Source organism: Cryobacterium zhongshanensis (assembly GCF_022760445.1).
Taxonomy (GTDB): domain Bacteria; phylum Actinomycetota; class Actinomycetes; order Actinomycetales; family Microbacteriaceae; genus Cryobacterium; species Cryobacterium algoricola.
The window spans coordinates 265,135-289,338 of sequence record NZ_JALGAR010000001.1 but is presented as its reverse complement, the minus strand read 5'-3'; the positions used below and the strand labels follow the sequence as shown (position 1 = coordinate 289,338).

Below are 24,204 nucleotides of genomic sequence, written 5' to 3'. Positions count from 1 at the left end.
GGGCTCGGGCGCCTGACCGCGTCCGAATGCCGCCGGCCGCCCCGGACTGGGGGCGGGATCTGCCCCCGAAAAGGAACAAAGAACCGTCAGACGATACTCCTGCGTAACATGTTTGTCGAACCCCCCCGATAGGGTGGGTTCGTGCATTCGTCCGGCTCGCGTACAGGTCTCGTCCTCGGCATCATCGCCCTGGCGTTGCCCGTGCTTGCGCTCGGCACCTTCGTCGGTGCATTCGCCCTGCTTGTGCCGGGAGGTCAGACCGTGAACCCGCTGGCGACCACGTCGTTCTATGTCAACCCGTCCTCGTCGGCAGCGCAGGCCGCAGCGGATGCTGCTGAACGGTCCGGGGCAGGGTCGGCAGAGGCTACGGCTCTGGGCCGGCTCGCCGCCCAGCCGGCGGCGATCTGGCTGACTCCGGAGAAGTATCCGATCGACACGGTCGGCGTCGAGGTCGCCAGCATCACCGACGCCGCACTCAAGGACGGCAAGACCGCCGTCTTCGTTCTCTACGGGATCCCCAACCGGGACTGCGGCAACTTCTCCGCCGGCGGGCTCTCGGTCCTCGAATACCCCGCTTGGGTGCAGGCGATCGCGACGAGCCTGACCTTGCGCGAGGCCGTGGTGATCCTCGAGCCCGACGCCCTTTCCCTCGCCACCCAGTGCAACAACGTCGAGGAGCGAGTGCACGAGGTGCACACCGCCGTCGACCTACTCGCGCCGACGCGGGCCACCGTCTACCTCGACGCCGGCCACTCCGAATGGATCACCCCGTCCGCGATGGCCGGGCTGCTCAATCGCTCGGGCATCGCCTCCGTGCGCGGTTTCGCGACGAACGTGTCCAACTACATGGCCTCCACGGGCGAGCACGCGTATGCGCAGCAGGTCTCCGAGCTCACCAATGGCTCCCACTACGTCATCGACACCTCCCGCAACGGCGCGGGCTCGAACGGTGAATGGTGCAATCCCTCCGGCCGCGCCCTCGGGGCCCTGCCCTCGGTCGTCTCGAACCAGGGTGCCCAGGACGCGAACCTCTGGATCAAGCAGCCCGGCGAGAGCGACGGGACCTGCAACGGCGGTCCCACCGCAGGGATCTGGTGGAACGCGCAGGCACTCGCGCTGGCCAAGGCCGCCGGATGGTAGACCCCGGTGCCGGCGGCACTCCCCTCGACAGCACACCGTTCATTGTTGGAATTCGGTCGCAGGCCGAAGCAGCTAGGAGATAGATCATGGAAACAACGGAGAGTGAGCGGCGCGTTGCCGTCATCATCGAGGACGACGACGACATCCGTCATCTCCTCGAGGCCGTGCTGACCCAGGCCGGTTTCGACGCCATCGCGACCAGCAACGGTGTCGACGGCGTGCGGGCGGTACGGGCGTACGACCCGATCGTCACGACCCTCGACGTGAGCATGCCCGGCATGGACGGCCTGGAGACCGCGAAGCGCATTCGGGCCTTCAGCTCGACCTACATCGTGATGCTCACTGCACGCGACGAGGAGATCGACACCCTTCAGGGCCTCGAAGCCGGCGCGGACGATTACATGACCAAGCCGTTCCGCCCTCGCGAACTGCGCGCCCGGATCGACGCCATGATGCGTCGTCCTCGCCAGGCCCTCATCTCACCGTCCTCGACCTATGCGGATGCTGCGGCCGCGGATCCCTCCGACGACTCCGGATTCCCGGCGGAGCACGCCGCGGTGGACTACCCCGTCACCGAATTCGCCCAGGCCGCTCCCGAGTACGCGCAGGCGCCTCCGGTCGAATACCAGCCGGCCGCCGCGGCTCCGCAGTACCAGCAGCCGCCCGTTGCACAGCCGCAGGCGCATCAGCAGCCGCCCCAGCAGGCTCAGGCCCCGCAGTACCAGCAGGCTCCGCCCGCGCAGTACCAGCAGGCTCCACCCGCGCAGGCCGCCCCGCCGGCGCAGTACCAGCAGGCTCCGCCGCCCGGCTACGTCCCCGCGGCGTCAGGCTGGGTCCCCGCCCCGATCGAATACGCGCCGGCGCCCCCGCAGGGCTGGGTGCCCGCGCCGGCGGCTCCCCCGGTGGCCCAGCCGCCGGCATCCGCCCCGTCGAACGCGCTCGCGCTCATCGAGCCGCAGCCCGCCGTTCCGGACGCCGCTGACTGGATGGAGCACAACGGTCTGCGCCTCAGCCCAGAGATGCGTCTCGCGGTGCTCGGCACGGCGGAGCTCGACCTCACCCGCACCGAGTTCGACCTGCTCGCGGCGTTGCTCGACTCCAAGCGCCGGGTGCGCAGCAAGGCCGACCTTGCTCTCCTCCTGCGCGGCGAAAGCTACGTGACCGCGTACTACGTGAATGAGGCAGACAAGCGTGCCGTCGAGGCGCACATGGGCAACCTGCGTCGCAAGCTCGGCGACAGTCTCACCACCCCGCGCTGGCTCGAGACCGTGCGCGGTGTCGGCTACCGGCTGGCGGCCTCCGAGAACGACTGACGCTCGGCTCTTTCGCTGTGACGTCGACAGGGGCGGGCCTGACGCCCGCCCCTTTCGGTGTCTTCCGCGCCCTGGCGGGCGCGCACACCCTGTGGCGCCCGCGGTGAAGCGGAGTGCGCACTCAGTGGCGCGCCGGATCGGTGCAGTGGATACCGGGTGCTGCGGATACGGGGTGGGGAGTTACCAGCGTCGCGGCAGGGCCGGAGGCTCGCCCAGGGACCCGTGATCGCTGCGCAGGCCCTCGCGGCGACTCCGCCCGCCCTGCTGCACCCGTTCGGAGTCTTCTGCCCGGGCCGCGAGCACGGCCAGTTCCACGCACGTGGCTTCGCCGACCTCGATGAGGCGGGGCAGGTGCCTGAAGCAGCCGGGAAGATCTTTCAGGGCCAGCGCACTGTGCACGAGGGCCGCAGTCGATTCGAGCACGACCGCTCCGACCATGGTGCTCGTCGAACGGATGCTCAGCAGGACGACATGCGCTTCCTCGAGGTCCGGCCGGGCGAGGGACTCGGCGAGCCGCTCGGCCCGGCTCGGCCACAGGGCAACGAAGTCGCGCAGGAAACGGTGGCGCAACGACGTGTCGCCGCCCACCTGGGTGAGCAGCGTCTCGAGCGCCCCGTCTTCGAGTAGGGCGATCACACGCGGTAGCCCCGGTGGCGCTTGACGAGCGTGCCGAACATGGTCAGGGTCTGGATGATGGTCGTGATACCCAGGATCGGCCAGCCGATCCAGAGGACCGTCGACTGCGCCACCGCGGGCAGCTGCAGCCAGATGAACACGAGCGCGGCGAAGAAGGCGGTCGCGAAGATGAGCGGGAACAGGAAGGCGTTGCCGGAGCCGCGCTCGGCCTTGGCCTGCTCGGCCCAGTTGTCGACCTGCTTGTTGCTTGCGAACTTGGTCCAGGCCCTGAGGAAATGCCCGATGCGCACCCACATGTAGATCTCGGCGGGGAACCAGGCGAGGGCGAAGAAGAAGTCGCGGCCGTTGCGGTTCTTCATCGACCACGCCGTGCGGAAGTTGAGCAAGAGCGCGACGAGCGGCGGGATCAGCCAGACCGGGCTGAACACGAAGGCGTTGATCGACAGGGACGCGGCGAGCAGCACGATGAACAGGCCGCGGGTGAGGATGTTGGCGGCCATGGAGAAGTTCTCGATCCAGCGCAGCCGGAGGTTGGGGTGGAAGGGCTGCCCCTTCGTATCGCCGCGCTGTCCCGGCCACATCAACTCGATAGCACCGAAGTTCCACTTGACCTGCTGGGCGTCGAGGCCGCGCAGGGTGGTCATGCCGCCGACGTTGGCCCGGGCCTGGGCGCTGATCTTGGTCAGGTACCCGGCGCTCTTGATCTGCAGGGACAGAAGGGAGTCCTCGACCTCGCTGTCCTTGACCCAGGGAGTGGACTGCTTGCTGTCGATCATGACCTCCTGGAGGGTCCGGATCGAGAAGATCGAGAACTGCCCGCCGAGGACGGCCATGTTGCGGCCGCGGAGCATGTTCTGCATGTTGAAGGCGGCGAACTGAGTGCGCTGGCCGGCAATGAGGAACTTGCCCATGGTGCCGTCGATCTGGCTGTCGTCGATGCTGTAGATGGCGGAGATGCCGCCGACGCGGGTGTCGGAGGAGATCTCGGCCTCGAGGTGCCAGACGGCGCGGGGGTCTGCGGTCGTGTCGCCGTCGACGCCGAGGAGGTAGTCACAGCCCTCGATGAGCGAGAAGCCGTAGTTGAGCGCACCGACCTTCTTGTCGGGGTTCTCGCCGATGTCGTGGATGAAGATCTCGGTGAACTGCTCGATGCCGTCAGTCATCCGCATGTGCGGGCCGGCATAGTGGCTGGCGATCTCGACGGTGTCGTCCGTCGTGTTGTTCACGACGACGTGGATCACGTCGGGAAGACGGGTCTGGGCGAGCAGGGAGTCCAGGACCGAAGCGATGGAGTCCGCCTCATTGTACGCGGGGACGATGCACCCGATGGTCGGGCGGAACACGGGCAGAGCGTCGACGATCTCCGTGAAATCGTTCGCGTAGTCCGCGAGGGAAGGGTCAACCGGGGGCTGGGCCTTGACATACGGGGAGTTCTGGGGGTTCTCGTTCACAGGTCTTACTCTGTCATCCGAAGCGCAACTTTTGCCACATCCCCGGTCAAGGTCTCCGCAAGATAAGCTCAAGCCGTGTCCCCGCGTCGGGGCCCGAACCACGATCCACGGGAGTCCCCATGCCTGCTCGTTCCCTCTCACGAGTGCTTCCCGCACTCGGTCTGGGTCTTCTGCTCACAGCGGGTCTGAGCGGATGCGGCCAGGCACCCTGGGCGACAGGTCTCACCTCGAGTACGCCGACGGCCACCTTCTCGGTCGCGCCGATCATCCCGGTGATCAACGACCTCGCGACCGGGTCGACGACCCGCAACCTGAAGGCCGGCGACGTCACCCTCGCCGTCAATTACTGGTCGACGCTCAATATCGGCGAATGGACACCCGCCGCGAACAAGCCGATCAGCTTTTCGTTGATCGGAACCCTCGGCACCGACGACGGCCAGGCCGTGTACCTTTCCCGGGTCGGCGTCGTCGCGTCCGTGAAGGGCCCGAGCGGTCCCCTGACCGCTCCGCCCGCGTCGGTCGACCAGGCCTCGATCGCGCCCGGTTACCTGATCAAGACGCCGTACAGCTACAGCCAGACGTTCATCCTGCCCGCGGTCGACCCCGCCGCGACGAGCATCACGCTCGCATTCACCTACGAGGTCCTCGTGCAGTCCACGCCGACCTCTGCTGCCTTCGCGAAGTCGACGGCGAGCGACGAGATCACCGTCGCGCTCACCCCCGCCGAGTAACCGCCGGCCGGGCGGTCTCCACGACGCGGCCCGTCAGGTTTCAGACCGCTTCGGAGACGACCGCGATGTCGTTGCCGCCGCCGCGCTTGAGCGTGCGGATGGCCTCGGTGACGGCCGACGTGAGCACGCCGAGTTCGTAGCCGTGGTCGAAGGTGTCCGCGATGGCGAAACTCGCGGTCAGGCGGATCCGATAGGAATCGGTGACCGGTTCGTCGACGAGCGCGGTCTGGATGCGTTCGGTGATACTCCGGGCCTCCGTTGCGGACGACACGTTGACGAGGATGAGGAAGCTGCCCGCGGCGGGGTGACCGATCAGGGCCATCACCGGCGCACTGTTCCGCAGGGTCTGGGCGAACCGGGCGATGGCCGCGTCGCCGGCAGCACGACCGAAGGCCGTGTTGATCTCCGGGAGGTTGTCGATGTCCGCGCCGATCACGGCGAGCCCGAGTTGCCAGCGGTCGGCCCTCTCGATGTGGTCGGTGGCCGCCTGCACGAAGGCGCCAGACGTCATCACGCCCGCGGCGGAGTGGATCCCATCGGTGAAGTCCCCGACGGCGTTGTTGCCGAGCTTCTCGGCGCGGAGAATCGAGATGGCGATCGAACCGAGCACGATCAGGGACATGTTGACGATCGACGCAGATCCCGTGCCGAAGAACCGGGAGAAATCCGGATCGTCGTGGCCGAGCGCGACGAGGGCGACCACGCGCGCCGACGTGTAGATCGCGACGATCCAGAGGCTCATCCCCAGGATCCTGCCGTTGATGTTCCTGCCGAGCCTGCCCCGAAGCGCCTCGGAACCGCCGAAGCCGCCGAAGACGGCCATGGCCGCCCACGTCACACTCGAGGCACCCCATTGGTCTCCGCCCGGCGCCGTGATGAGCGTCCAGATCGCGACGACCGCAGCCGCGGCTCCCACTGTCCAGAGCAGGGACTCCCGGGAATTGTAGAGGCGGGAGCCGCTCCAGAATGCACCGGACAGCACCACGAGGCCTACGTTGCCGACGACGAGTCCCCACCAGTTCGATGACCCGATGATCGCCACGCCGTAGCCGAAGGCCACGGCGATCCCCGCGATGAAGGAGAGGCTCCACAGCTTGCCTGCCGCGTCGTTGCGATTGAGGGCGGTGTTCAGGATGAACGACACCCCGCAGAGCACGACGATGAGGGCGCTGACGATAAAGATTGTGGTCGAGTCCAAGTGCTGGGCCCCCTTCTGAGGGCAGTCTACCGGCTGGCGACGGACGTCAGGGGTAGCGTGAAGACCGCCACCGAGCCTTTGCCCTTGGTGGATTCGAGGCGCAGGTCTCCGCCGTGCTTGCGCATGATGTCCCTGCTGATGCTCAACCCGAGCCCGGTGCCGTGCACGCTCGAATTCCGCACGGAGTCCGCACGATAGAACCTGTCGAACAGTTTGGTCTGTTCCTCGGCCGTCATGCCCCTGCCGGTATCGGAGATCCGCAGCTCCACCAGCCCGTCATCGACGGCCAGGGTGACGCCGATCCGCCCGGACTCGACGTTGTACTTGATCGCGTTCGAGAGGACGTTGTCGACGACCTGCCGTAACCGGAACGCATCCGCTTCGACCGTGATGATGGGAAGGGCGTCGACATCGAATGCGATGGTGCGCTTGGCGGCAGAGGGGCCCGCCGACTCGAGGGCGTCCGTGACGATCCCGGCCAGGTCGCACGGGGCGATGTTGAGCGGCAGCTCGTGCTTCGAATCGCTCGCATCGGTGAGCAGCCCGGAAACCATCTCGAGCAGTCGGTCCGAGTTCTTCGACGCGACCTCGAGCATGCCCCTGGTCGACGGGTCGAGCCGTTCGTCGTCGAGAGCGAGTTCGAGGTAGCCGAGGATGGACGTGAGTGGGGTGCGCAACTCGTGCGACACCGAGGCGACCAGGTCGTCACGGGCCTGAATCGCCCTGACCTCGGTGGTGACGTCCCGGGAGACCATAACACCGCCGTCGTAGTCGCCTTTCTCGTCGGTGATGGGCCGCGCGGAGACCAGGAGGGCCGCCTGCTGCTGGCCGGGTTCGCCGACCCAGACGGTGAGGCGGTCGATGGTCTCACCGCGGAGCGCCCGGGAGTACGGCCGATCGCTTTCGGCGTACGGCGTCACCCTGTCCGCGTGGAACACCGTGCTGACCACGGCCGGCCGGTTGTCTGTCGTTCCATAGAGGGCGAGCAGCTCGCGCTGGGCACGGTTCAGGAAGTTCGCCGTCGATGCACGATCAAAACCGACGACGCCGAAGTCCACCGCGTTGAAGAGTTCGTCGAGGGTCTGCTCCTGGCGGCGGGAACGGCGCAGGGCCGACTCGAACAGGCCGGCCTGCTGGGTGAGCAGCACTCGCTGGGCGGCGGCGCGTTTGGTCGTCAGGTGGGTCGTCACCGCGACGAAGCCCAGCATCGTCGGGATCATTACGAGCTGGGTGACGTCAGCCATGGACGTGGGCACGGGACGGAACAGGGTCCCACCCCAGATCATGACGGCCGCCAGGAGGACGCTTCCCGTCGCACCCCTGGCTCCGAAGTGCGTCGACAGCCAGATCACCGGAAGCACCAGGAGGAAACTGGCGCCGATCGCGGTCGCGGCCTGCCAGATCAGGACGATCGCGATGATGTCGACGACGGGGAGCACGACGATCCAGTACTTGGAGTGGTCGCTCCACGTGACGAGGGCGCTGACGGCCGTCGCGATGAAGATCAGGAGCACCCCGAGGAAGAACATCGGCGCGCTCAGCCGCTGGATCGAGGTGAGCCCGGTGACAGCGACGAGGAAGAGGGTCGCCCCGGCGAGGAGCAGCTGGGAGAGAAAAACGGAACGGTCGAGGCGCGGCAGATTCGGCCTCACCGCGCTGTCCGTCCCGGTCTCGCTCATGGACTGAGACTATCGGTCAGGGCGCCGGCGCTGCAGCAGGAGTCCCTGCACCAACGGGCGGCTCGATCGGGAGGCTGTCCGCGGGGACGACAGAGGCGGCCCCGTACCGCTCGAGCCGGGACAGGGTCTTCTCGAAGCTCTCCGGGACGCCGTAGTGGAATCCCTGGGCGCTGCGGATGCCGATCGCCGCGAGGTGCCGGACCATCGCCTCGTTCTCCACGCCCTCGACGATCATCGAGTATTCGAGGTTGTCGCCGAAGCCCTGCAGGGCGGTGAGCACCTCGCGCTGGCGGATGTCGTCGAGGTCGTCGACGAGGCTGCGGTCGATCTTCAGGATGTCCATGGGCATCCGCACGAGGGCGTCCACCGAGGAGTCCTGGGAGCCGTAGTCGTCGAGGGCGATCAGCAGCCCCAGGTCGCGAAGCCGGTCGGCCTGCGAGCGGATAGCGGGGGTCACCCGGGCGACGGAACGTTCGTTGAGCTCGAGGCACAGCGAGATACCGGGGTAGCGCCCTGCGAGGTCCTCCATGAAGGTGCCGACCCGATCGGGCACGATCTGCCCGGCTTCGACGTTGATGGCCATGCAGGTGACGCGCGGTTCGACGAGGCGGAAGTCGGCGGCCGCGGCCATGGCCTTCACGGCGACCTGCCTGGTGAGGGCGTCCATCCGGCCGAGGCCCTTGGCCTTCTCCACGATGGACGGCGGAGAGAGCGGGCCGAGCACGGGGTCGTTGTAGCGGACGAGGGCCTCGAAGGCCCAGATCTGGCCGGTGACGAGGCTGACGATCGGCTGGAACGCGAGCTCGAGGAGGTCCTCGTCGATGGCGTGCGCGATGATGTCGTTGATCTGGGACGAGCGATGGCTTGAGATGTTGATGCTGCTCTCGTTGGCCGGGCCGCCGCGGCGTCGCGACTTCTTGATCGCGAGCATGGCCCGGTCGGCGTCCTGCACGAGCTGAGAGACGTCGGTCTCGCGGTGGGCCGAGTACGCGAGGCCGATGCTGAGCGTCGGGGTGTAGCTGCTCGAACCGAGGGTGAGCGGCTGGACGGAGGTCTCGAGGATGCGCTCGGCGATCTCCTTCGCCTCGCCGAGCGAGGCCAGGTGCGTGAGAATGACGACGAATTCGTCGCCACCCACTCGGGCGACGACGTCGCTCGGGCGCACGATCATGCGGAGCCTGCGGCCGAGTTCTCTGAGCAGGTCGTCGCCGCTCTGGTGCCCGTGCCGGTCGTTGAGACGCTTGAAGTCATCGAGGTCCAGGAACAGGACGGCGAGGGCCTCCGAATAGTCGCGGTGGTCGTTGATGTTCGCGAGCGCTGCCTGGAAGGCCCGATAGTTCGGCAGGCCGGTGAGGGGGTCGGTGTTGGCGCGTGCGGTGAGGCCGCCGATGTTGTAGTGGGCGCTCATCGCGAGTTCGGCCGCGCGGGCGAGGGCGTTGAGCGCGCTCGTGTCGTCGGCGGTGAAGACGCCGCCCATGGGTTCACGGCCGGCAACGACATACCGGAGGTCTGTCTCGGAGAGCAGCATGGGGGCGCTGATCTCACCGGTGCGCGCGGGTTCGTCGCGAATGACGACGTACTCGACTCCGATCGTCGTCGCCACGGCCCCGTGAAGCAGCTCGAGGACCCTGGCCGTCGCCTCCGCGTCGTCCTCGGGACCGGACTGGACCCGGCCGGCGGAGATGTCTTCGCGCCCGGCCGCCCCGAGCGCTGCCGCGCCCGCAATGAGGCCGGTGAGCCGGCGACGCATCGTCACGACGCGTCCGATGAGCTTGATGCCGACCGCGGCGAGGGTGAACGCGAGCAAGGTGGAGATGACGAAGGCGCTCGAGTCGCGGCTCACGACGCGCCCAACGTTGTGGAAGACGACGACGAGCGCAGAGACGAGGGCGCAGCCGAGGATCATCACCGCCAGTCGTGCGGGCACGACCAGTGGGCCAGTACGGGACGAGATCGGCCTGACCAACTGCATCCGCAGGTATTCGATGGTTGCGACGAGCGCGACATACGTGGCGCCCGCACAGGCGGCGGCGGCGTAGTCCGGAAGGCCGCTGGCCGTGGCACCGGCGAGGACGGCGACGGCCGCCGCGGATCCCGTGCCCGCGAGACCGGCGCTGTAGAGAGCGACATCGACGCGGCGGGTGCGCGCGAACACGATGAGCAGCACGCCGATGACGATGGCTCCGGCCGCGTCGAGGGGTGTGATCACGGCGGAGAGCACGGGCAGCACGAGGATGGGCAGGCTGACCACGGGGCTGCGGTGCTGTTCAGCGCCGAGGTGCACCCAACAGACGTTGAGCGCTGCGGCGCAGAGCATTCCGACGAAGGCAACCCACCAGATCGGCGCCGGCATACGGGAGAGGGACACGATCGCGGCGACCACGACGACGCCGGCGATCGCGGCGAAGAGTGCGATGATGACCCGCCTCACGCTCTCCGAAACGCGATAGCCGCCCATGATGTTCACAGTACTGTACTTGCTTCGGCGCCCGTATCCGGCATCGACGTATTGCCGTCCGGTCAGGAGGCGAGGAGGTCCGCGGCGACGAGTTCGGCGATCTGGACGGCGTTGAGTGCGGCACCCTTACGGAGGTTGTCGTTGGTGATGAACAGGGCCAGTCCGCGTCCATCCGGAACTCCGGGGTCCTGACGGACGCGGCCGACGAAGCTCGGGTCCTTCCCTGCGGCTTCGAGGGGCGTGGGGACATCCGTGAGTACGACGCCCGGAGCGTCCTTGAGCAGTTCGAGCGCACGGGCGACCGAGAGCGGGTTCGCGAACTCGGCGTTGATGGAGAGGGAGTGGCCGGTGAAGACCGGCACCCGCACACAGGTGCCCGAGACGAGCAGGTCGGGCAGTTCGAGGATCTTCCGGCTCTCGTTGCGGAGCTTCTTCTCCTCGTCCGTCTCGAAGAGTCCGTCGTCGACGATCGAACCGGCGAGGGGAACGACGTCGAAGGCGATCGGACGGACATACAGCACGGGTTCGGGCATGGGGACGGCCGAACCGTCGTGCACGAGCTGGAGGAGGTTGTCGCTGTGCGCTGCGGCGCGGATCTGGCTCGCCAGTTCCTGGGCGCCGGCGAGACCGCTGCCGGACACGGCCTGGTAGGTGCTCACGATGAGGCGCTGCAGGCCCGCTTCGTCGTGCAGGACCTTGAGCACGGGCATCGCGGCCATTGTGGTGCAGTTCGGGTTCGCGATGATCCCCTTGACCGCGTGGTGGATGGCTTCGGGGTTGACCTCGCTGACGACGAGGGGAACGTCGGGGTCCATCCGCCAGCCGGAGGAGTTGTCGATCACGGTGACGCCGGCAGCGGCGAACCGGGGGGCCTGGATCTTGGACAAGGTCGCGCCTGCGGAGAAGATCGCGATGTCGAGCCCGGTCGGGTCGGCCGTCGCGGCGTCTTCGACGACGATCCGGTCGTCCTTCCAGGGCAGGGTGGTTCCGGCCGAACGTGCAGAGGCGAAGTAGCGGATGCCGGCGACCGGGAAGTCCCGCTGTTCGAGCAGGTGCCGGACGACGGCGCCCACCTGGCCGGTTGCCCCGACGACTCCGATGTGGATTCCTGCTGTGCTGCTCACGGTTTCTTCCCTAGTATCTGTCTGTCGTGCTGTCTGACGGTCTGACTGCGGGTGACGCGGTGTGTATGGCTGCGGCTCGGCTCAGCGGCCGGTGCCGCCGTGCACGACGGCCTCGGCGTCGTCGTCGAGGTCGAACGCGGTGTGCACGACCCGGAGCGCCTCGTTGATGGTGTCCGCGCGGGTGACGACGGAGATGCGGATCTCGCTCGTCGAGATCATCTCAATGTTGATCCCCGCCTCGTAGAGCGCGGCGAACAGCTTCGCGGAGACACCGGTGTTGGTGCGCATACCGGCGCCGACGAGGGCGAGCTTGCCGATCTGGTCGTCGTACTGCAGGCTCGCGAACCCGACGTTCGCGCGCTCGTTCGTCAGCGCGGTGAGGACCCGCTGTCCTTCCGACTTCGGCAAGGTGAAGGAGATGTCGGTCAGCCCGGTCGCGGCGGCGGACACGTTCTGGACGATCATGTCGACGTTGGCGTTGGTGTTCGCGACGATCTTGAAGATCTGCGCGGCCTTGCCGGGGATGTCGGGAACGCCGACGACGGTCACCTTCGCCTCGCTGAGGTCGGCGGCGATCCCGGCGATGATGGGCTCTTCCACTTTTTCTCCGATCAGGGATTCGGTCGTGCTGGTAACGGGGGGCGTGCCGACGGTTCCCTCGGGGAGCGCGGTCGCCGGGTCGGTCGTGTCGGGGTTGTAGACGATCGTGCCGAGATTGTTGTTGAACGACGAGCGCACGTGCAGGGTCACTCCGTGCCTGCGGGCGTATTCCACGGCGCGAATGTAGAGGACCTTCGCTCCGGCGGCGGCGAGCTCGAGCATTTCTTCGCTCGAGATGCGGTCGAGTTTGTGCGCCCGGGGAACGACGCGCGGGTCAGCGGTGAACACGCCGTCGACATCCGTGTAGATCTCGCAGATGTCGGCGTTCAGGGCGGCAGCGAGGGCGACGGCCGTGGTGTCGGAGCCGCCGCGACCGAGGGTGGTGATGTCCATGGTGTCGCGGTTGAAGCCCTGGAAGCCGGCGACGATGGCGACGGCGCCCTCGTCGAGCGCCGAGCGGATGCGACCGGGCGTGACGTCGACGATGCGTGCGGCGCCGTGGTGCGCGTCGGTGATCATGCCGGCCTGGCTGCCGGTGAAGGAGCGGGCGTCGTAGCCCATGCTCTTGATCGCCATGGCGAGCAGGGCCATGGAGATGCGTTCGCCGGCGGTGAGGAGCATGTCGAGCTCGCGCGGCGCCGGGATCGGGGTGACCTGGTGCGCGAGGTCGAGAAGTTCATCGGTGGAGTCGCCCATCGCGGAGACGGCGACGACGACCTCGTTGCCGGCCTTGCGCGTGTCGACGATGCGCTTGGCGACGCGCTTGATGCTTTCGGCGTCGGAGACGGATGATCCGCCGAACTTCTGCACGATCAAGCTCACGTGGCGCTCCTGGGGGTTCGGGTCTGCGGGCATGGCGGGCATGGACCCGTCTCCCATCATAAATGCTGTTGTATTCGGCGTCGGCAATGTGACGCCGCACACGCGGAGTCACCGAGCGCCCCTCGCACTGGGGGGCGGACGCCGATTGACACTCTGTCAATGGCAGTTCTACGGTGTGATCAGGGCGAAACGACGAGGAAGTTGGGGACCAGGTGCCAGACGTGACCGCACGACGGAGCGCACGATCCCGGCTGAGCAAACAGCCGGACGAACGCCGCAGCGAGATCGTGCGAGCGACCCGCGCGCTCGTCGTCGAACGCGGGGTCGCCGCGGTCACGGTCTCGGCCATCGCGGATCGGGTCGGCGTCACCCGCGGGCTGATCTACCACTACTTCCCCGACACGGGCGCCCTGATCGACCTCATCTGCGAGGACCACATCGATGAGTTCGTCGCAGACATCCGCCGCTGGGATGCCGCGCGCACCCCCGGCGATATCGATGGGGCGCTCCTCGCCTGCGTGCGGCTGTTCCGCCATCACCTGCACGACAAGGACCTGTTCCGGAAGGACCTGGGCCGGAGCGAGAACGCGGGGCTCTACATCCGCTTCGTCGACCGGGCCGTGCAGGCCATCGTCGACTGCCTGCAGGCAACCACGGTCGAGGCGTACCAGCGCCGCCACCAGGTCGACATCGACAACGTCGCCGAGGTGTTCTACGTGCTCGTCTTCGGGCTGATCGGGCTCGTTCGCGCCCGGCCGGGCGTGCCGGACGACGTCCTCGTCGCGATCGTGCGGCAGACGCTCCACCTCGACCCGAACGGCCCCGATTCTTCCCCTACTGCGTCCATCACAAAGGAGTAATGACTATGTTCCTATTCGCGGCAATCCCGTGGTCGTCGACGCTGATGTGGGTCGCGGTCGTTGCGGGGCTGATGATCGCCAACGAGGTCGCCAGGGCCAACAAGTGGGCGGCGCTCGCGCTCTTCATCGCGGTCCCCCTCGCGCTGACGATCTTCGTCTGGCCCACCACGGCCGGGGCGGGGTCGAGCACCGGCACCTGGTTCCACTGGGTCAAGGTGTACTCCGCGCTCGCGGGCTGCCTCGGCTTCGTCGCGATCCGGTTCATTCCCCGACTCGCGAAGAACCGCTGGGCACTGATGTTCCCCGCGCTCATTCTCGCCGTCAACATCTTCGAGGCCGTAATCCGCGACTTCCAGGTCTCCGGACTCAACGGTGAGGTCGACGGCGTCTTCATGGTCGGCGGAGTCTGGAACATCATGAACGGCATCGCCGGCCTGCTGAACCTGCTCACGATCTGCGGCTGGGCCGGCATCATCGTGAGCCACGGCCCGAAGAAGGACATGATCTGGCCGGACATGCTCTGGTTCTGGATCATCGCGTATGACCTCTGGAACTTCGCATACGTATACAACGCCGTCGGCGACCACTCCTTCTACGCGGGCGCAGCCCTGTTGGTCTCCTGCACCATCCCGGCATTCTTCATCAAGCGCGGTGCCTGGTTGCAGCACCGGGCCCAGACGCTCGCCTTCTGGATGATGTTCACCATGGCCGTTCCGACGTTCGTGACGAGTTCGAGCTTCGCCGTGGAGTCCTCGCACAACCCGGTCGCCCTCTTCACGGTCAGTGCGGTCTCCCTCGTGGCGAACGTCGCCGTCGTGGTCTACCAGCTGTACACGATCGTGAAGCGGCGCAGGAACCCGCTCACCGATGAGCTGTATGTGCACCTGCACGCGTACCAGGCCGTGCTCGCGGAGAACGCGCCGCTGCCGGTCCCGCCGACGGGCGGGGCATCCGCTGCCGGTTCGACGCCGCGGCCGACCGCCGGGGTGCGCTGACCCGTTCCCCAAGTCACCTTTCCGGTCGAGAGTTACCCGCGTAGCGGGCACTCTCGACCGGAAAGGTGACTCTCGGCCCTGCGGCGTGGCATGCGGGCGCACGGTGCGACGCGGGCGCGGGACGCGTGCGGTGCGGAGCGGAGGCGGCGGGCGGAGGCGGCGGGCGGAGGCGGCGGGCGGAGGCGGTCGCGCGGTCAGTTCGTGACGGTGCGGCGGCCCTCGAAGGCCCGGCCGAGAGTGACCTCGTCGGCGTACTCGAGGTCGCCGCCGACGGGCAGCCCGGAGGCGAGCCTGGTGACCGTGATCTCGAGGGTCGTCAGCAGGCGCGACAGGTAGGCCGCCGTCGCCTCACCCTCGAGGTTGGGGTCCGTCGCGATGATGACCTCCTGCACGGTGTTGTCCGACAGACGCTGCAGGAGCTGGCGGATGCGGAGCTGGTCGGGCCCGATGCCGTCGATGGGGCTGATCGCCCCGCCGAGCACGTGGTAGAGCCCCTTGAACTCGCGGGTGCGTTCGATCGCGACGACGTCTTTGGCCTCTTCGACGACGCAGATCATCGCGGGGTTGCGGCGTGGGTCGCGGCAGATCATGCACGTCGGCTGCTCGGAGACGTTGCCGCAGATCTCGCAGAAGCGCACCTTGTCGCGTACCTCGAGGAGGACGTTGGCGAGGTGGGTGACGTCGAAGCTCTCGGTCTGCAGAATGTGGAACGCGATGCGCTGCGCGGACTTGGGCCCGATTCCGGGCAGTCGACCGAGTTCGTCGATCAGTTCCTGGACGATTCCTTCGTACATGGTCAGTCGCCTCTGGTTCGGGGTGCCGGTTCATACGGCTGTTCTTCGAGGAAGGTCGCGCCGAGGACCTCGCGGACCACGGATTCGCCGTAGCGCTGCTTTTCCTCGAAAGCCGGGCTGCGCCTGCCGTCCGGGGCGATCGTGTTCGGCCCGGAGTGGGTGACGTTATGGTCGGCGGGAGGGTGCACCGGTGCCTGTGCGGACCGACCCTGCGGTGCCGGCGGCGCCTGGCGCGCGGCGGACCGGTTCGGGACCTGCCGGGCCGAGCCTGGCGCACGATCGGGCGGGGTGTCCTCGTCCGGAGGCACGTCGCTGTCGTCGTAGGGCGGCGGCCCGTCGTCGTATGGCGGTTCGTCCTGGCGGGCAGCGGATGCCGTGGGGCCGGGAACCGACGACGCGGAGTTCGCCGGCCTTGCCGGGCTCGGCGAAGCGGAAGCGGGGGCCGCTGTCGGGGCGCGCGCGGCCTCGGGGTCCGTGGCCGCTCCGGACGCGTCGCCCGCGCCCGGAATCGCGACGGTCGCCCAGGCCGTGACGGAGCCGGTCGGCTCTGCGGGAGCGGTGGGCGATGCCGATGCGGAGGTGCCGGAGGCCCGGGGCGGACCGGCGGAGGCGGCGAGATCGGTCGTTGGCGCCGACGCGTCCGGGCGGCCGGCCTGTTCATCGGCTGCGCCCTCGCTCACTACTGGGCCCGGAGCTGCGGACTGGGGCACTGGTGCGGCCGAGCCCGAGGCCGGTGACGCGGGCACGGGTGCTGCGCTGGGCACCGCCGAGCCGCCGGCGCTGGGGGTCGGAGCCCCCGGCACGTTGACTCTCGCGATGAGACGCGGCGTGAAGCCGAGGACGGAGTTGACCGCCCGCTTGAGGTAGTCGCCGACGCCCTCGCCCGGCGCGGCGGCCTGCTTGAGGCCTGCGACGTCCTTCTGGCTCGGGAACGAGAGCACGAGCAGGTCGCCTTCCCGGAATTCGAGGACGTCCGCCGTGTAGAGCACCAGCCACGCGCTCGTCTTGGCGGCCTGGACGGCCTCGAGGACCTCCGGCCAGGCGTCCTTCACCTGCTGGAACGTGACCGGCCCGATCGGGCGGGCAGAGGCAACGGGAGCCGGCACCGGTTCGCTCGGCGTGCCGGCTGCCGGCAGAACAGGCGCGTGAACTGACGGCGCGCTCGAGCCAGCGGCACTCGCAGCAGGAGTTTTCACAGCAGGACTCTCGGCGGCAGGAGCGCTCACGGCCGGGGCCGGTGCGGCAGGGCTTGGTGCACCGGATGTGGCCGCACTCGTGCCGACCGCACTTGCGTCTGCATCGCTCGCACCCACACCGCTTGTACCCACATCGCTTGTACCCACACCGCTTGTGCCGACACCGCTTGTACCCACACCGATGCGGCGCTCGAGCCGTTCGACGCGGGCGAGGGAGCCGCGGGTGGAGTCGTCGCTCGCCGGGATCAGAACGCGGGCGATCATGAGTTCGAGGTGCAGCCGGGGCGAGGTCGCGCCGGTCATTTCGGTGAGTGCGGTGTTGAGGATGTCGGCGGTGCGGGAGAGCTCGGCCGGGCCGAACTTGGCGGCCTGGACGGCCATCCGCTCGATCTCGTCTTGCGGGACCCCGCGGAGCACGGCGGACGCGCCCGCTGCGGAGGTCGCCGCGACGACGATGAGATCGCGCATTCGCTCGAGGAGGTCTTCGACGAAGCGGCGCGGGTCCTGGCCGGTCTGGATGACGCGGTCGACCGCGTCGAAGGCTGCGGCGGGATCGCGGGCGGCGATCGCGTCGATCGACTCGTCGAGCAGGGACGCGCTCGTGTAGCCGAGGAGGGCGACCGCACGGTCGTACTCGACGGAGTGGTCGTCCGAGCCGGCCATGAGCTGGTCGAGGAGTGACAGGGTGTCGCGGGGCGATCCGCCGCCTGCACGGACGACGAGCGGCAGCACTCCGGGTGCGACGGCGACCTTCTCGCTTTCGCAGAGCGTCTGCACGTATTCGAGCATCGGTCCCGGCGGCACGAGACGGAACGGGTAGTGATGGGTGCGCGAGCGGATCGTGCCGATGACCTTCTCCGGCTCGGTCGTCGCGAAGATGAACTTCACGTGTTCCGGCGGCTCTTCGACGATCTTGAGCAGGGCGTTGAAGCCCTGCGGCGTGACCATGTGCGCCTCGTCGAGGATGAAGATCTTGTAGCGGTCGCGGGCGGGCGCGAAGATGGCGCGCTCGCGGATGTCCCGGGCGTCGTCGACACCGTTGTGGCTCGCGGCGTCGATCTCGACCACGTCGAGCGAGCCTCCGCCGTCGCGGGAGAGCTCGACGCAGCTCGGGCAGACACCGCACGGGGTGTCCGTCGGACCCTCCGCGCAGTTGAGGCAGCGGGCGAGGATGCGCGCACTCGTCGTCTTGCCGCAGCCGCGGGGGCCGCTGAACAGGTACGCGTGGTTCACCCGATTCGTGCGCAGGGCCGTCATCAGGGGTTCGGTCACCTGGGACTGACCGATCATCTCGGCAAAGGTCTCTGGCCGGTAGCGGCGATACAGGGCGGTAACCACGGGTCAATCGTAGCCGGGACCGCTGACAGTCCCGCCCGGGGGACGGCGAGCGCGCGCGAACCCGAAGACCGCGCGCCAGGCATCCGCTCGCGCCGGCCCCACGGCTGCGCAACGTCGGAGAAATTCTCGACACGCCGTAACTCCGGGCAGCGGATGCCGCGCGTCGCGAAGAACTCCGACGTTACGTCTCCGAGCCCCTACCCAGAAGACCGCAAGGGTGTGGATGGAAGGCTAGAAGTCGGTGTGGCCGAGGTCGGGGCGGGGGACGAAACGGGCGCGGCTGCTCCCGGTTCCGTGCAGGAACAGCACGACGAGTTCATTGCTCGCCGACAGTACCGGACCCGGCACGTACAGGGTCGTCTGCGGGCCGCGATCCCAGAACCGGCCGAGGTTGAACCCGTTGATCCAGGCCTGGCCCTTGCCCCAGCCGGCCGTGCTGAGGAAGAGATCGCGTCCCGGCTCGGCGTCGAACCGGCCGCGCGCGAACGCGGGTCCGCTGAGTGAGCCGACGGGGGCCTCCGCGGCGACCGTGCCGGCTGCGGGCTCGGCGGCCCGCAGCGAGTCGTAGGCGAATGTCAGGTCGACATCCAGGTCGGGATCGAGATCGCGCTCACCAGCCCCGTCGGAGCATCCCGGATGCGGGCCGAAGAGCCGGCTGCCGGATGCGGCGAATCCGTCCACGTCCAGGGGCAGCACCTGCCAGTTCCCCAGCAGCGTTCCGTCGAGCGTCGCCGGGCCGATCAGGCCCTTGTCCTCGCCGATCCTCGGACCGTAGTTGACCCGGCCCTGGTCCTCGACGAGGAGGTCGAGCAGGGACCCCTGCGGGAGGCTGATCGACCGCTCGTGGTGATCCCGCTGCAGCACACCGACGGGCTTGCCGTCGACGAAAACCTGCGCACGATCGCGTACCGCGCCGAAGGACAGCAGGTGCGCGCCCGGTGCCAGCCTGGTGCGGTACAGCGCGAATCCGGTGTACTGGCCGAGGGCATCCATGCTCGGCAGCTCGGGCACGGGCTCGCCGGGCGGACTCGCCAGCTCGCGCACGGCGTCCCAGAGCGTCACCGACTCCGTGAGCTCGACCTCGAAGTCGGGCGCGGCCGGCACGGCTTCGGGGAGTTCGGCGGGCACTGGGGCGTACCGGGCGAGCACCTCGCGGAAGGCGAGGTACTTCTGCGTCACCTCGCCGCTTTCGGAGAGCGGCGCGTCGTAGTCGTAGGAGGTGACCGTTGGCTGGAACACGCCCTTGTCGTTCGCCCCGTTGGTGAAACCGAAGTTGGTGCCGCCGGTGAACATGTACAGCGACACGGAGGCGCCGGTGGCGAGCAGGTCGTCGAGCTCACGGGCCGAGTCTTCCGCCGAGGTGGTGTGGTGGTGGGCGCCCCAGTGGTCGAACCAGCCGTTCCAGAATTCGGCGCACATGAGCGGCCCCGTCGGCTGGTGGCGGCGCAGGGTAGCCAGCCGTTCGGTCGCACGCGATCCGAACGATCCGGTCTTGTGGAGGCCCGGCAGGCTGCCGTCTGCGAGCATCTGGTCGGTGGGCTGGTCGATCGTGGTGAGGGGCACGGTGATGCCGCCGGCCCGGTTGAGGTCGACGAGCGCACGCAGGTAGTCCTTGTCGTGGCCGTACGCGCCGTACTCGTTCTCGATCTGCACGAGGATGACGGGCCCGCCCCTGTCGATCTGCCGGGAGGCCACGATCGGAAGCAGTTGCTCGAAGTATTCGGCGACCGCCGCGAGGTAGAGCGGTTCGTTGCGCCGCACGCCGACGGCCGGGTCGCGGAACAGCCAGCCGGGCAGGCCGCCATTGTCCCACTCGGCGCAGATGAAGGGCCCTGGCCGCACGATCGCGTACATTCCCTCTGCCGCGACGAGGTCGAGGAACCGGCCCAGGTCGAGCCCGGCATCGGTACGGAACTCCCCGCGCACCGGCGAGTGCGCGTTCCACGCCACATAGGTCTCGATGGTGTTGAGCCCCATCAGACGGGCCTTCTGGATGCGGTCGGCCCAGTGGTCGGGGTGTACCCGGAAATAGTGGATGGCCCCGGCGAGCACCCGGAAGGGACTCCCGTTCAGGAGGAAGTCGGTGGCGCCGATCGCGAAGTCGCCCATGATCACGCCCCCGTCCGTTCCCGGCTCAGCACGGCGACGCCGGTGGCCGGGAGTGTGAGCGAGTCGGCGGCCAGGGTGCTGCCGCCGAGGTCGACGGCCGCGAGGCGCCCGTCCGCCGGGGTCAGCGCCACGGTGACCGCCTGTGCGGAATGGTTGATGTAGAACAGGTACTCGAGCGTCTCCGTCTCCCGCACGGCGAGCTGGACGGTACCGCGCACGTCTGCGGGCAACGGCGACGCGATTCCGGCATCCGCGGCGAAGCGGCCGACCAGGGCGACGAGCGTGGCCGTGTCCGGCACCGTCGCGACGAAACTGGCCCGCCCTGCGCCAACGGAACGGCCGGTGACGGCCGGCACGCCGGGGAACGGCCCGTCGTCGAAGCGCGCGAGCACGTCGACGTCGGGCTGCACGGTGACGTCGTGGGTGAGCAGCGACCCGGTCGACCCGTCGGGCACCTGCCCCGAGAGCCCGACGGTCTGGCCGGCGAGCAGCCCGCCGAACTCCTCGGCGCGCACGCCGAGGAGTTCGCGGAAGGCGCCGGGGTAGCCGCCGGGGTGGATGTGGTCGTCGGCATCGGCGATGCCGGAGAACACGCCGACCACGAGGTGGCCGCCGCTGCCGACATAGCCGGTGAGGGCATCCGTGAGCGCATCGGTGACCACGTAGAGCATCGGGGCGATCACGAGGTCGTAGCCGTCGAGGCCGGGTCCGTGCAGCACGGACCGGGCGGGCACGATGTCGGCCTGGAGACCGTTGGCGAGCGCTGCCGTGTACCAGGCCATGGCTTCGGTCTTGTAGCGCAGCAGTTCGGTGGGGTGCGAGTCGAGCTCGGAGGCCCACCAGGAATCCCAGTCGAAGAGGATGCCGATGCGGGCCTGCCGGGTTCGGCTGCCGGCGACCGCGGCGAGGCCGGCGAGTTCGCTACCGAAGCGGGCGACGCTGCGGAAGACCGAGCTGTCCTCCCCCGCGTGCGGGAGCATCGCCGAGTGGAATTTCTCGGCGCCGGCCAGGGACTGGCGCCACTGGAAGAAACAGACCGCGTCTGCGCCGTGCGCGACGTGGGTGAGGCTGTCGCGGCGCAGCTGGCCTGGCGACTTGGCCTGGTTCACCGGCTGCCAGTTGACGGCACTGGTGGAGTGCTCCATCAGGAACCACGGGGCCCGGTTCGCGATCTGGCCGGTCAGGTTGGCCGAGAACGACAGTTCCTCGAACGCCTGTGGGTCGGCGACGAGCAGGTAGTGATCGTTGGAGACGAGGTCGACTTCGGCGGCCCAGTCCGGGTAATCCATGCCGCGGGTCTCGCCCATCACCATGAAGTTCGTGGTGACCGGCACCTCGGGAGTGGCCTGCCGCAGGATCTCGCGCTCGGCAATCAGGTAGCCCTTGAGCGCGTCGCTCGAGAACCGGGCGAAGTCGAGCTGCTGGGTGGGGTTCGGGTGGGTGGCGGCCAGTCGGGGCGGCAGGATCTGGCTCCAGCTCGAGTAGTTCTGCGACCAGAACGCGGTGCCCCAGGCCCGGTTGAGTTCGACGAGCGAACCGTACCGGGACGCGAGCCAGTCGCGGAAGGCCGCGGCCGCGTCGCCCGAGTAGTCGTAGACGTTGTGGCAGCCGAGTTCATTGCTGATGTGCCACATCGCCAGGGCGGGATGGTCGGCGTAGCGCATGGCCATCTTCTCGACCAGGGCGAGCGCGTAGCGGCGGAAGACCGGCGAGGTCGGACGCCACTGCTGGCGGCCGCCCGGCCAGATGGTCTCACCGAGCCGGTTCACGGGCAGCACCTCCGGGTGCGCCTCGGTCAGCCACGGTGGCGGGCTCGCGGTGGCGGTGGCGAGGTCGACGGCGATCCCGTTGGCGTGCAACAGGTCGAGGGCGCGGTCGAGCCAGCCGAAATCCCAGCTGTCGATGGTGGGCTGCAGCAGCGCCCAGGAGAAGATGCCGACGCTGACGATGTTCACGCCGGCCTCGCGCATCAGCCGCATGTCCTCGGCCCAGACCTCTTCCGGCCACTGCTCGGGGTTGTAGTCGGCCCCGTAGGCGATGCGGGCGGTTCCGGACGCCGGGCTCTCCGTGCCGTCTGCGAGAGTGTGCGCTTCGGGCCAGCGCACCCAGCGGGTGGCTGCGATCGTGCTCACGGCGCTCATGCGGCGCTCCGGGCGGCCAGGCGCACGATCGACCAGGACAGGGCGGGGAGAATGACGGTGACCGCGTCGCCGTCCTCGGAGAGCGTCACGTCCAGCAGGGTCGCCGGAGCAACGGCATCCTGGTGGTCGGCGGTGTTCGTGCTGAACCGGTCACCTCCGTCCGGGGCGTGCACGCTCTGCGCGGATAGCACGGCGCGGGCGGGAGCGCCGGCGAGGTCGACGTCGAGGGTGAGCGGGGCGGTCTCGGACCGGTTGACCAGATAGAGCACGATCTCCTTCTCGGTGGCCGTCGCCGCCGCATCCGCCAGGTTGACGGTGCCGTGGGCGACGGTTTCGTAGGTGTCTGAGTGGATCGCGGTCGCCAGCACGTCGCCGCGAGCGGCTCCCGCGGTCAGCGCGAAGGGGAAGAAGGTGGTCTGCCGCCAGGCGGGCCCGCCGGGTTCGGACCGGATGGGGGCGATCACGTTGACGAGCTGGGCGAGGTTGGCCATCGAGACCCGGTCGCTGTTGCGCAGCAGCGAGATCAGCAGGGAACCGACAACGACGGCATCGCTGACGTTGTACTCGTCTTCGATCAGGCGGGGGTGCGTGTTCCACTCCCCGGTGAGCAACGGCTGTTTGTCGACCTCGTTGAAGCGGGTCTGGTACCAGACGTTCCACTCGTCGACGCTGATGCCGATCGGGCGGTCGACGCCCCGTTCCGCCGCTACCTCGTCGATGATCGCGGCGACGTCCGCGATGAAGCGGTCCAGGCCGACGCCGGAGGCCAGGAAGCTGCCGAGGTCGCCGGGCTTCTCTTCGTAGTATGCGTGCAGGGAGATGTGGTCGACGAGGTCGATGGTGTGCTCGAGGACCGTGCGTTCCCAGCTGCCGAAGGTGGGCATCTCGGCGTTGGAGCTGCCGGCGACGACGAGTTCGATCGTGGGGTCGACCCATTTCATCACCCGGGCCGTCTCGGCGGCGAGGCGCCCGTATTCCTCGGCGGTCTTGTGACCGATCTGCCAGGGGCCGTCCATCTCGTTGCCGAGGCACCAGACGCGGATGCCGAACGGCTCAGTGCGGCCGTTGGCCCCGCGCTCGTCGGAGCGGGTGGTGCCTCCCGGGTGGTTGGCGTATTCGAGCAGGGCCGCGGCCGCCGCGACGCCCCGGGTGCCCAGGTTCACGGCCTGCATCACCTCGACGCCGGCGGTCTCTGCCCAGGCGGCGAATTCGTGCAGGCCGACCTCGTTCGTCTCCACGCTGTGCCACGCCGGGTCGAGGCGCACGGGGCGCGCCTCGCGGGGGCCGACACTGTCTTCCCAGCGGAAGCCGGAGACGAAATTACCGCCGGGATAGCGGATGAGGCTCGGGTTCAGTTCCCGCACCAGGTCGAGCACGTCCTCGCGGAATCCCGCCGCATTCGCGGTGGGATGACCGGGCTCGTAGATGCCCGTGTACACGGCGCGACCCATGTGTTCGACGAAGGAGCCGAAGATCCGGGGCGAGACGGGCGCCACGACGTTGTCGCGGGTGATGCTGAGCCGGGCGTGCAACACGGGGGAAGATCCTCTTTGTTCGGTACTACGACGTGTCGCCACCGACGGAAAAGGGCGGGCCTGGACCAGGCCCGCCCTTCTCCG

At 68.6% G+C, this 24,204-nt stretch carries 17 protein-coding genes; 5 read left to right on the top strand and 12 right to left on the bottom strand.

The genetic code is table 11. From position 1 onward, the window contains the following. The first annotated feature begins 141 nt into the window (after nucleotides 1–141). On the top strand, nucleotides 142–1,140 hold the full coding sequence (locus MQH31_RS01290; RefSeq protein WP_134534214.1) for a glycoside hydrolase family 6 protein: 999 nt from the start codon (nucleotides 142–144) through the stop codon (nucleotides 1,138–1,140). A gap of 86 nt (nucleotides 1,141–1,226) precedes the next feature. After that, nucleotides 1,227–2,453: a winged helix-turn-helix transcriptional regulator gene (locus MQH31_RS20795; RefSeq protein WP_308196401.1), complete on the top strand. Its 1,227-nt coding sequence runs from the start codon at nucleotides 1,227–1,229 to the stop codon at nucleotides 2,451–2,453. 180 nt (nucleotides 2,454–2,633) lie between these two features. Here the strand turns inward: MQH31_RS20795 and MQH31_RS01275 are convergent, their stop codons facing one another. Together MQH31_RS01275 and MQH31_RS01270 are read right to left on the bottom strand one after the other, a co-directional pair. Then, nucleotides 2,634–3,089 carry a hypothetical protein gene (locus MQH31_RS01275; protein ID WP_243010639.1) on the bottom strand — a complete coding sequence of 152 codons (456 nt, stop codon included), beginning with the start codon at nucleotides 3,087–3,089 and terminating at the stop codon, nucleotides 2,634–2,636. Next, nucleotides 3,086–4,540: a glycosyltransferase family 2 protein gene (locus tag MQH31_RS01270; RefSeq protein WP_243010638.1), complete on the bottom strand. Its 1,455-nt coding sequence runs from the start codon at nucleotides 4,538–4,540 to the stop codon at nucleotides 3,086–3,088. The genes MQH31_RS01275 and MQH31_RS01270 overlap by 4 nt, the downstream gene beginning before the upstream one ends. A 119-nt stretch (nucleotides 4,541–4,659) precedes the next feature. Between MQH31_RS01270 and MQH31_RS01265 the strand changes: the two genes are divergently transcribed. Beyond that, the gene (locus MQH31_RS01265) at nucleotides 4,660–5,271 is read left to right on the top strand and encodes a hypothetical protein (RefSeq protein ID WP_243010637.1); all 612 of its coding nucleotides are present in this window, start codon (nucleotides 4,660–4,662) and stop codon (nucleotides 5,269–5,271) included. 40 nt (nucleotides 5,272–5,311) lie between these two features. On the opposite strand, the gene MQH31_RS01260 is transcribed toward MQH31_RS01265, so the two are convergent. The 5 genes from MQH31_RS01260 to MQH31_RS01240 form a co-directional block, all read right to left on the bottom strand. After that, nucleotides 5,312–6,469, bottom strand: coding sequence for a GGDEF domain-containing protein (locus tag MQH31_RS01260; RefSeq protein WP_243010636.1), 1,158 nt, complete (start codon nucleotides 6,467–6,469; stop codon nucleotides 5,312–5,314). A gap of 26 nt (nucleotides 6,470–6,495) precedes the next feature. After that, entirely contained in the window at nucleotides 6,496–8,148 is a 1,653-nt protein-coding gene (locus tag MQH31_RS01255) for an ATP-binding protein (protein ID WP_243010635.1), read from the bottom strand. A 16-nt stretch (nucleotides 8,149–8,164) separates the two neighbouring features. Then, a complete protein-coding gene (locus MQH31_RS01250; protein WP_243010634.1) occupies nucleotides 8,165–10,606 on the bottom strand; it encodes an EAL domain-containing protein in 2,442 nt (813 codons plus the stop codon). 62 nt (nucleotides 10,607–10,668) lie between these two features. Beyond that, a complete protein-coding gene (locus tag MQH31_RS01245) occupies nucleotides 10,669–11,730 on the bottom strand; it encodes an aspartate-semialdehyde dehydrogenase (protein WP_134534228.1) in 1,062 nt (353 codons plus the stop codon). Nucleotides 11,731–11,811: 81 nt separating this feature from the next. Then, nucleotides 11,812–13,152: an aspartate kinase gene (locus MQH31_RS01240; RefSeq protein ID WP_134534851.1), complete on the bottom strand. Its 1,341-nt coding sequence runs from the start codon at nucleotides 13,150–13,152 to the stop codon at nucleotides 11,812–11,814. 221 nt (nucleotides 13,153–13,373) lie between these two features. On the opposite strand from MQH31_RS01240, the gene MQH31_RS01235 reads away from it, so the two are divergent. Then, nucleotides 13,374–14,012 carry a TetR/AcrR family transcriptional regulator gene (locus tag MQH31_RS01235; protein WP_243010633.1) on the top strand — a complete coding sequence of 213 codons (639 nt, stop codon included), beginning with the start codon at nucleotides 13,374–13,376 and terminating at the stop codon, nucleotides 14,010–14,012. Then, a complete protein-coding gene (locus MQH31_RS01230) occupies nucleotides 14,012–15,007 on the top strand; it encodes a DUF5692 family protein (protein WP_243010632.1) in 996 nt (331 codons plus the stop codon). Before MQH31_RS01235 ends, MQH31_RS01230 begins: the two co-directional genes overlap by 1 nt. Before the next feature lie 194 nt (nucleotides 15,008–15,201). Here the strand turns inward: MQH31_RS01230 and recR are convergent, their stop codons facing one another. From recR to arfA, 5 genes are all read right to left on the bottom strand, one after another. Beyond that, a complete protein-coding gene (gene recR / locus MQH31_RS01225; protein ID WP_134534232.1) occupies nucleotides 15,202–15,801 on the bottom strand; it encodes a recombination mediator RecR in 600 nt (199 codons plus the stop codon). Nucleotides 15,802–15,803: 2 nt separating this feature from the next. Next, nucleotides 15,804–18,335 (bottom strand): DNA polymerase III subunit gamma and tau, encoded by a 2,532-nt coding sequence (locus MQH31_RS01220; RefSeq protein WP_243010631.1) that lies wholly within the window; start codon nucleotides 18,333–18,335, stop codon nucleotides 15,804–15,806. A 231-nt stretch (nucleotides 18,336–18,566) separates the two neighbouring features. Then, entirely contained in the window at nucleotides 18,567–20,444 is a 1,878-nt protein-coding gene (locus tag MQH31_RS01215; protein WP_243011647.1) for a glycoside hydrolase family 35 protein, read from the bottom strand. A 2-nt stretch (nucleotides 20,445–20,446) separates the two neighbouring features. Next, nucleotides 20,447–22,585 carry a beta-galactosidase gene (locus MQH31_RS01210; protein WP_243010630.1) on the bottom strand — a complete coding sequence of 713 codons (2,139 nt, stop codon included), beginning with the start codon at nucleotides 22,583–22,585 and terminating at the stop codon, nucleotides 20,447–20,449. Then, the gene (gene arfA, locus MQH31_RS01205) at nucleotides 22,582–24,120 is read right to left on the bottom strand and encodes an arabinosylfuranosidase ArfA (RefSeq protein WP_243010629.1); all 1,539 of its coding nucleotides are present in this window, start codon (nucleotides 24,118–24,120) and stop codon (nucleotides 22,582–22,584) included. Before arfA ends, MQH31_RS01210 begins: the two co-directional genes overlap by 4 nt. Nucleotides 24,121–24,204 lie beyond the last annotated feature (84 nt).

Excerpts from the sequence above, each read along its gene's own strand:
- MQH31_RS01215 (WP_243011647.1), bottom strand. The coding sequence starts at position 20,444 with ATGGGCGACTTCGCGATCGGCGCCACCGACTTCCTCCTGAACGGGAGT.
- MQH31_RS01265 (WP_243010637.1), top strand. The coding sequence starts at position 4,660 with ATGCCTGCTCGTTCCCTCTCACGAGTGCTTCCCGCACTCGGTCTGGGT.
- MQH31_RS01255 (WP_243010635.1), bottom strand. The coding sequence starts at position 8,148 with ATGAGCGAGACCGGGACGGACAGCGCGGTGAGGCCGAATCTGCCGCGC.
- recR (WP_134534232.1), bottom strand. The coding sequence starts at position 15,801 with ATGTACGAAGGAATCGTCCAGGAACTGATCGACGAACTCGGTCGACTG.
- MQH31_RS01210 (WP_243010630.1), bottom strand. The coding sequence starts at position 22,585 with ATGAGCGCCGTGAGCACGATCGCAGCCACCCGCTGGGTGCGCTGGCCC.
- MQH31_RS20795 (WP_308196401.1), top strand. The coding sequence starts at position 1,227 with ATGGAAACAACGGAGAGTGAGCGGCGCGTTGCCGTCATCATCGAGGAC.
- MQH31_RS01250 (WP_243010634.1), bottom strand. The coding sequence starts at position 10,606 with ATGGGCGGCTATCGCGTTTCGGAGAGCGTGAGGCGGGTCATCATCGCA.
- MQH31_RS01230 (WP_243010632.1), top strand. The coding sequence starts at position 14,012 with ATGACTATGTTCCTATTCGCGGCAATCCCGTGGTCGTCGACGCTGATG.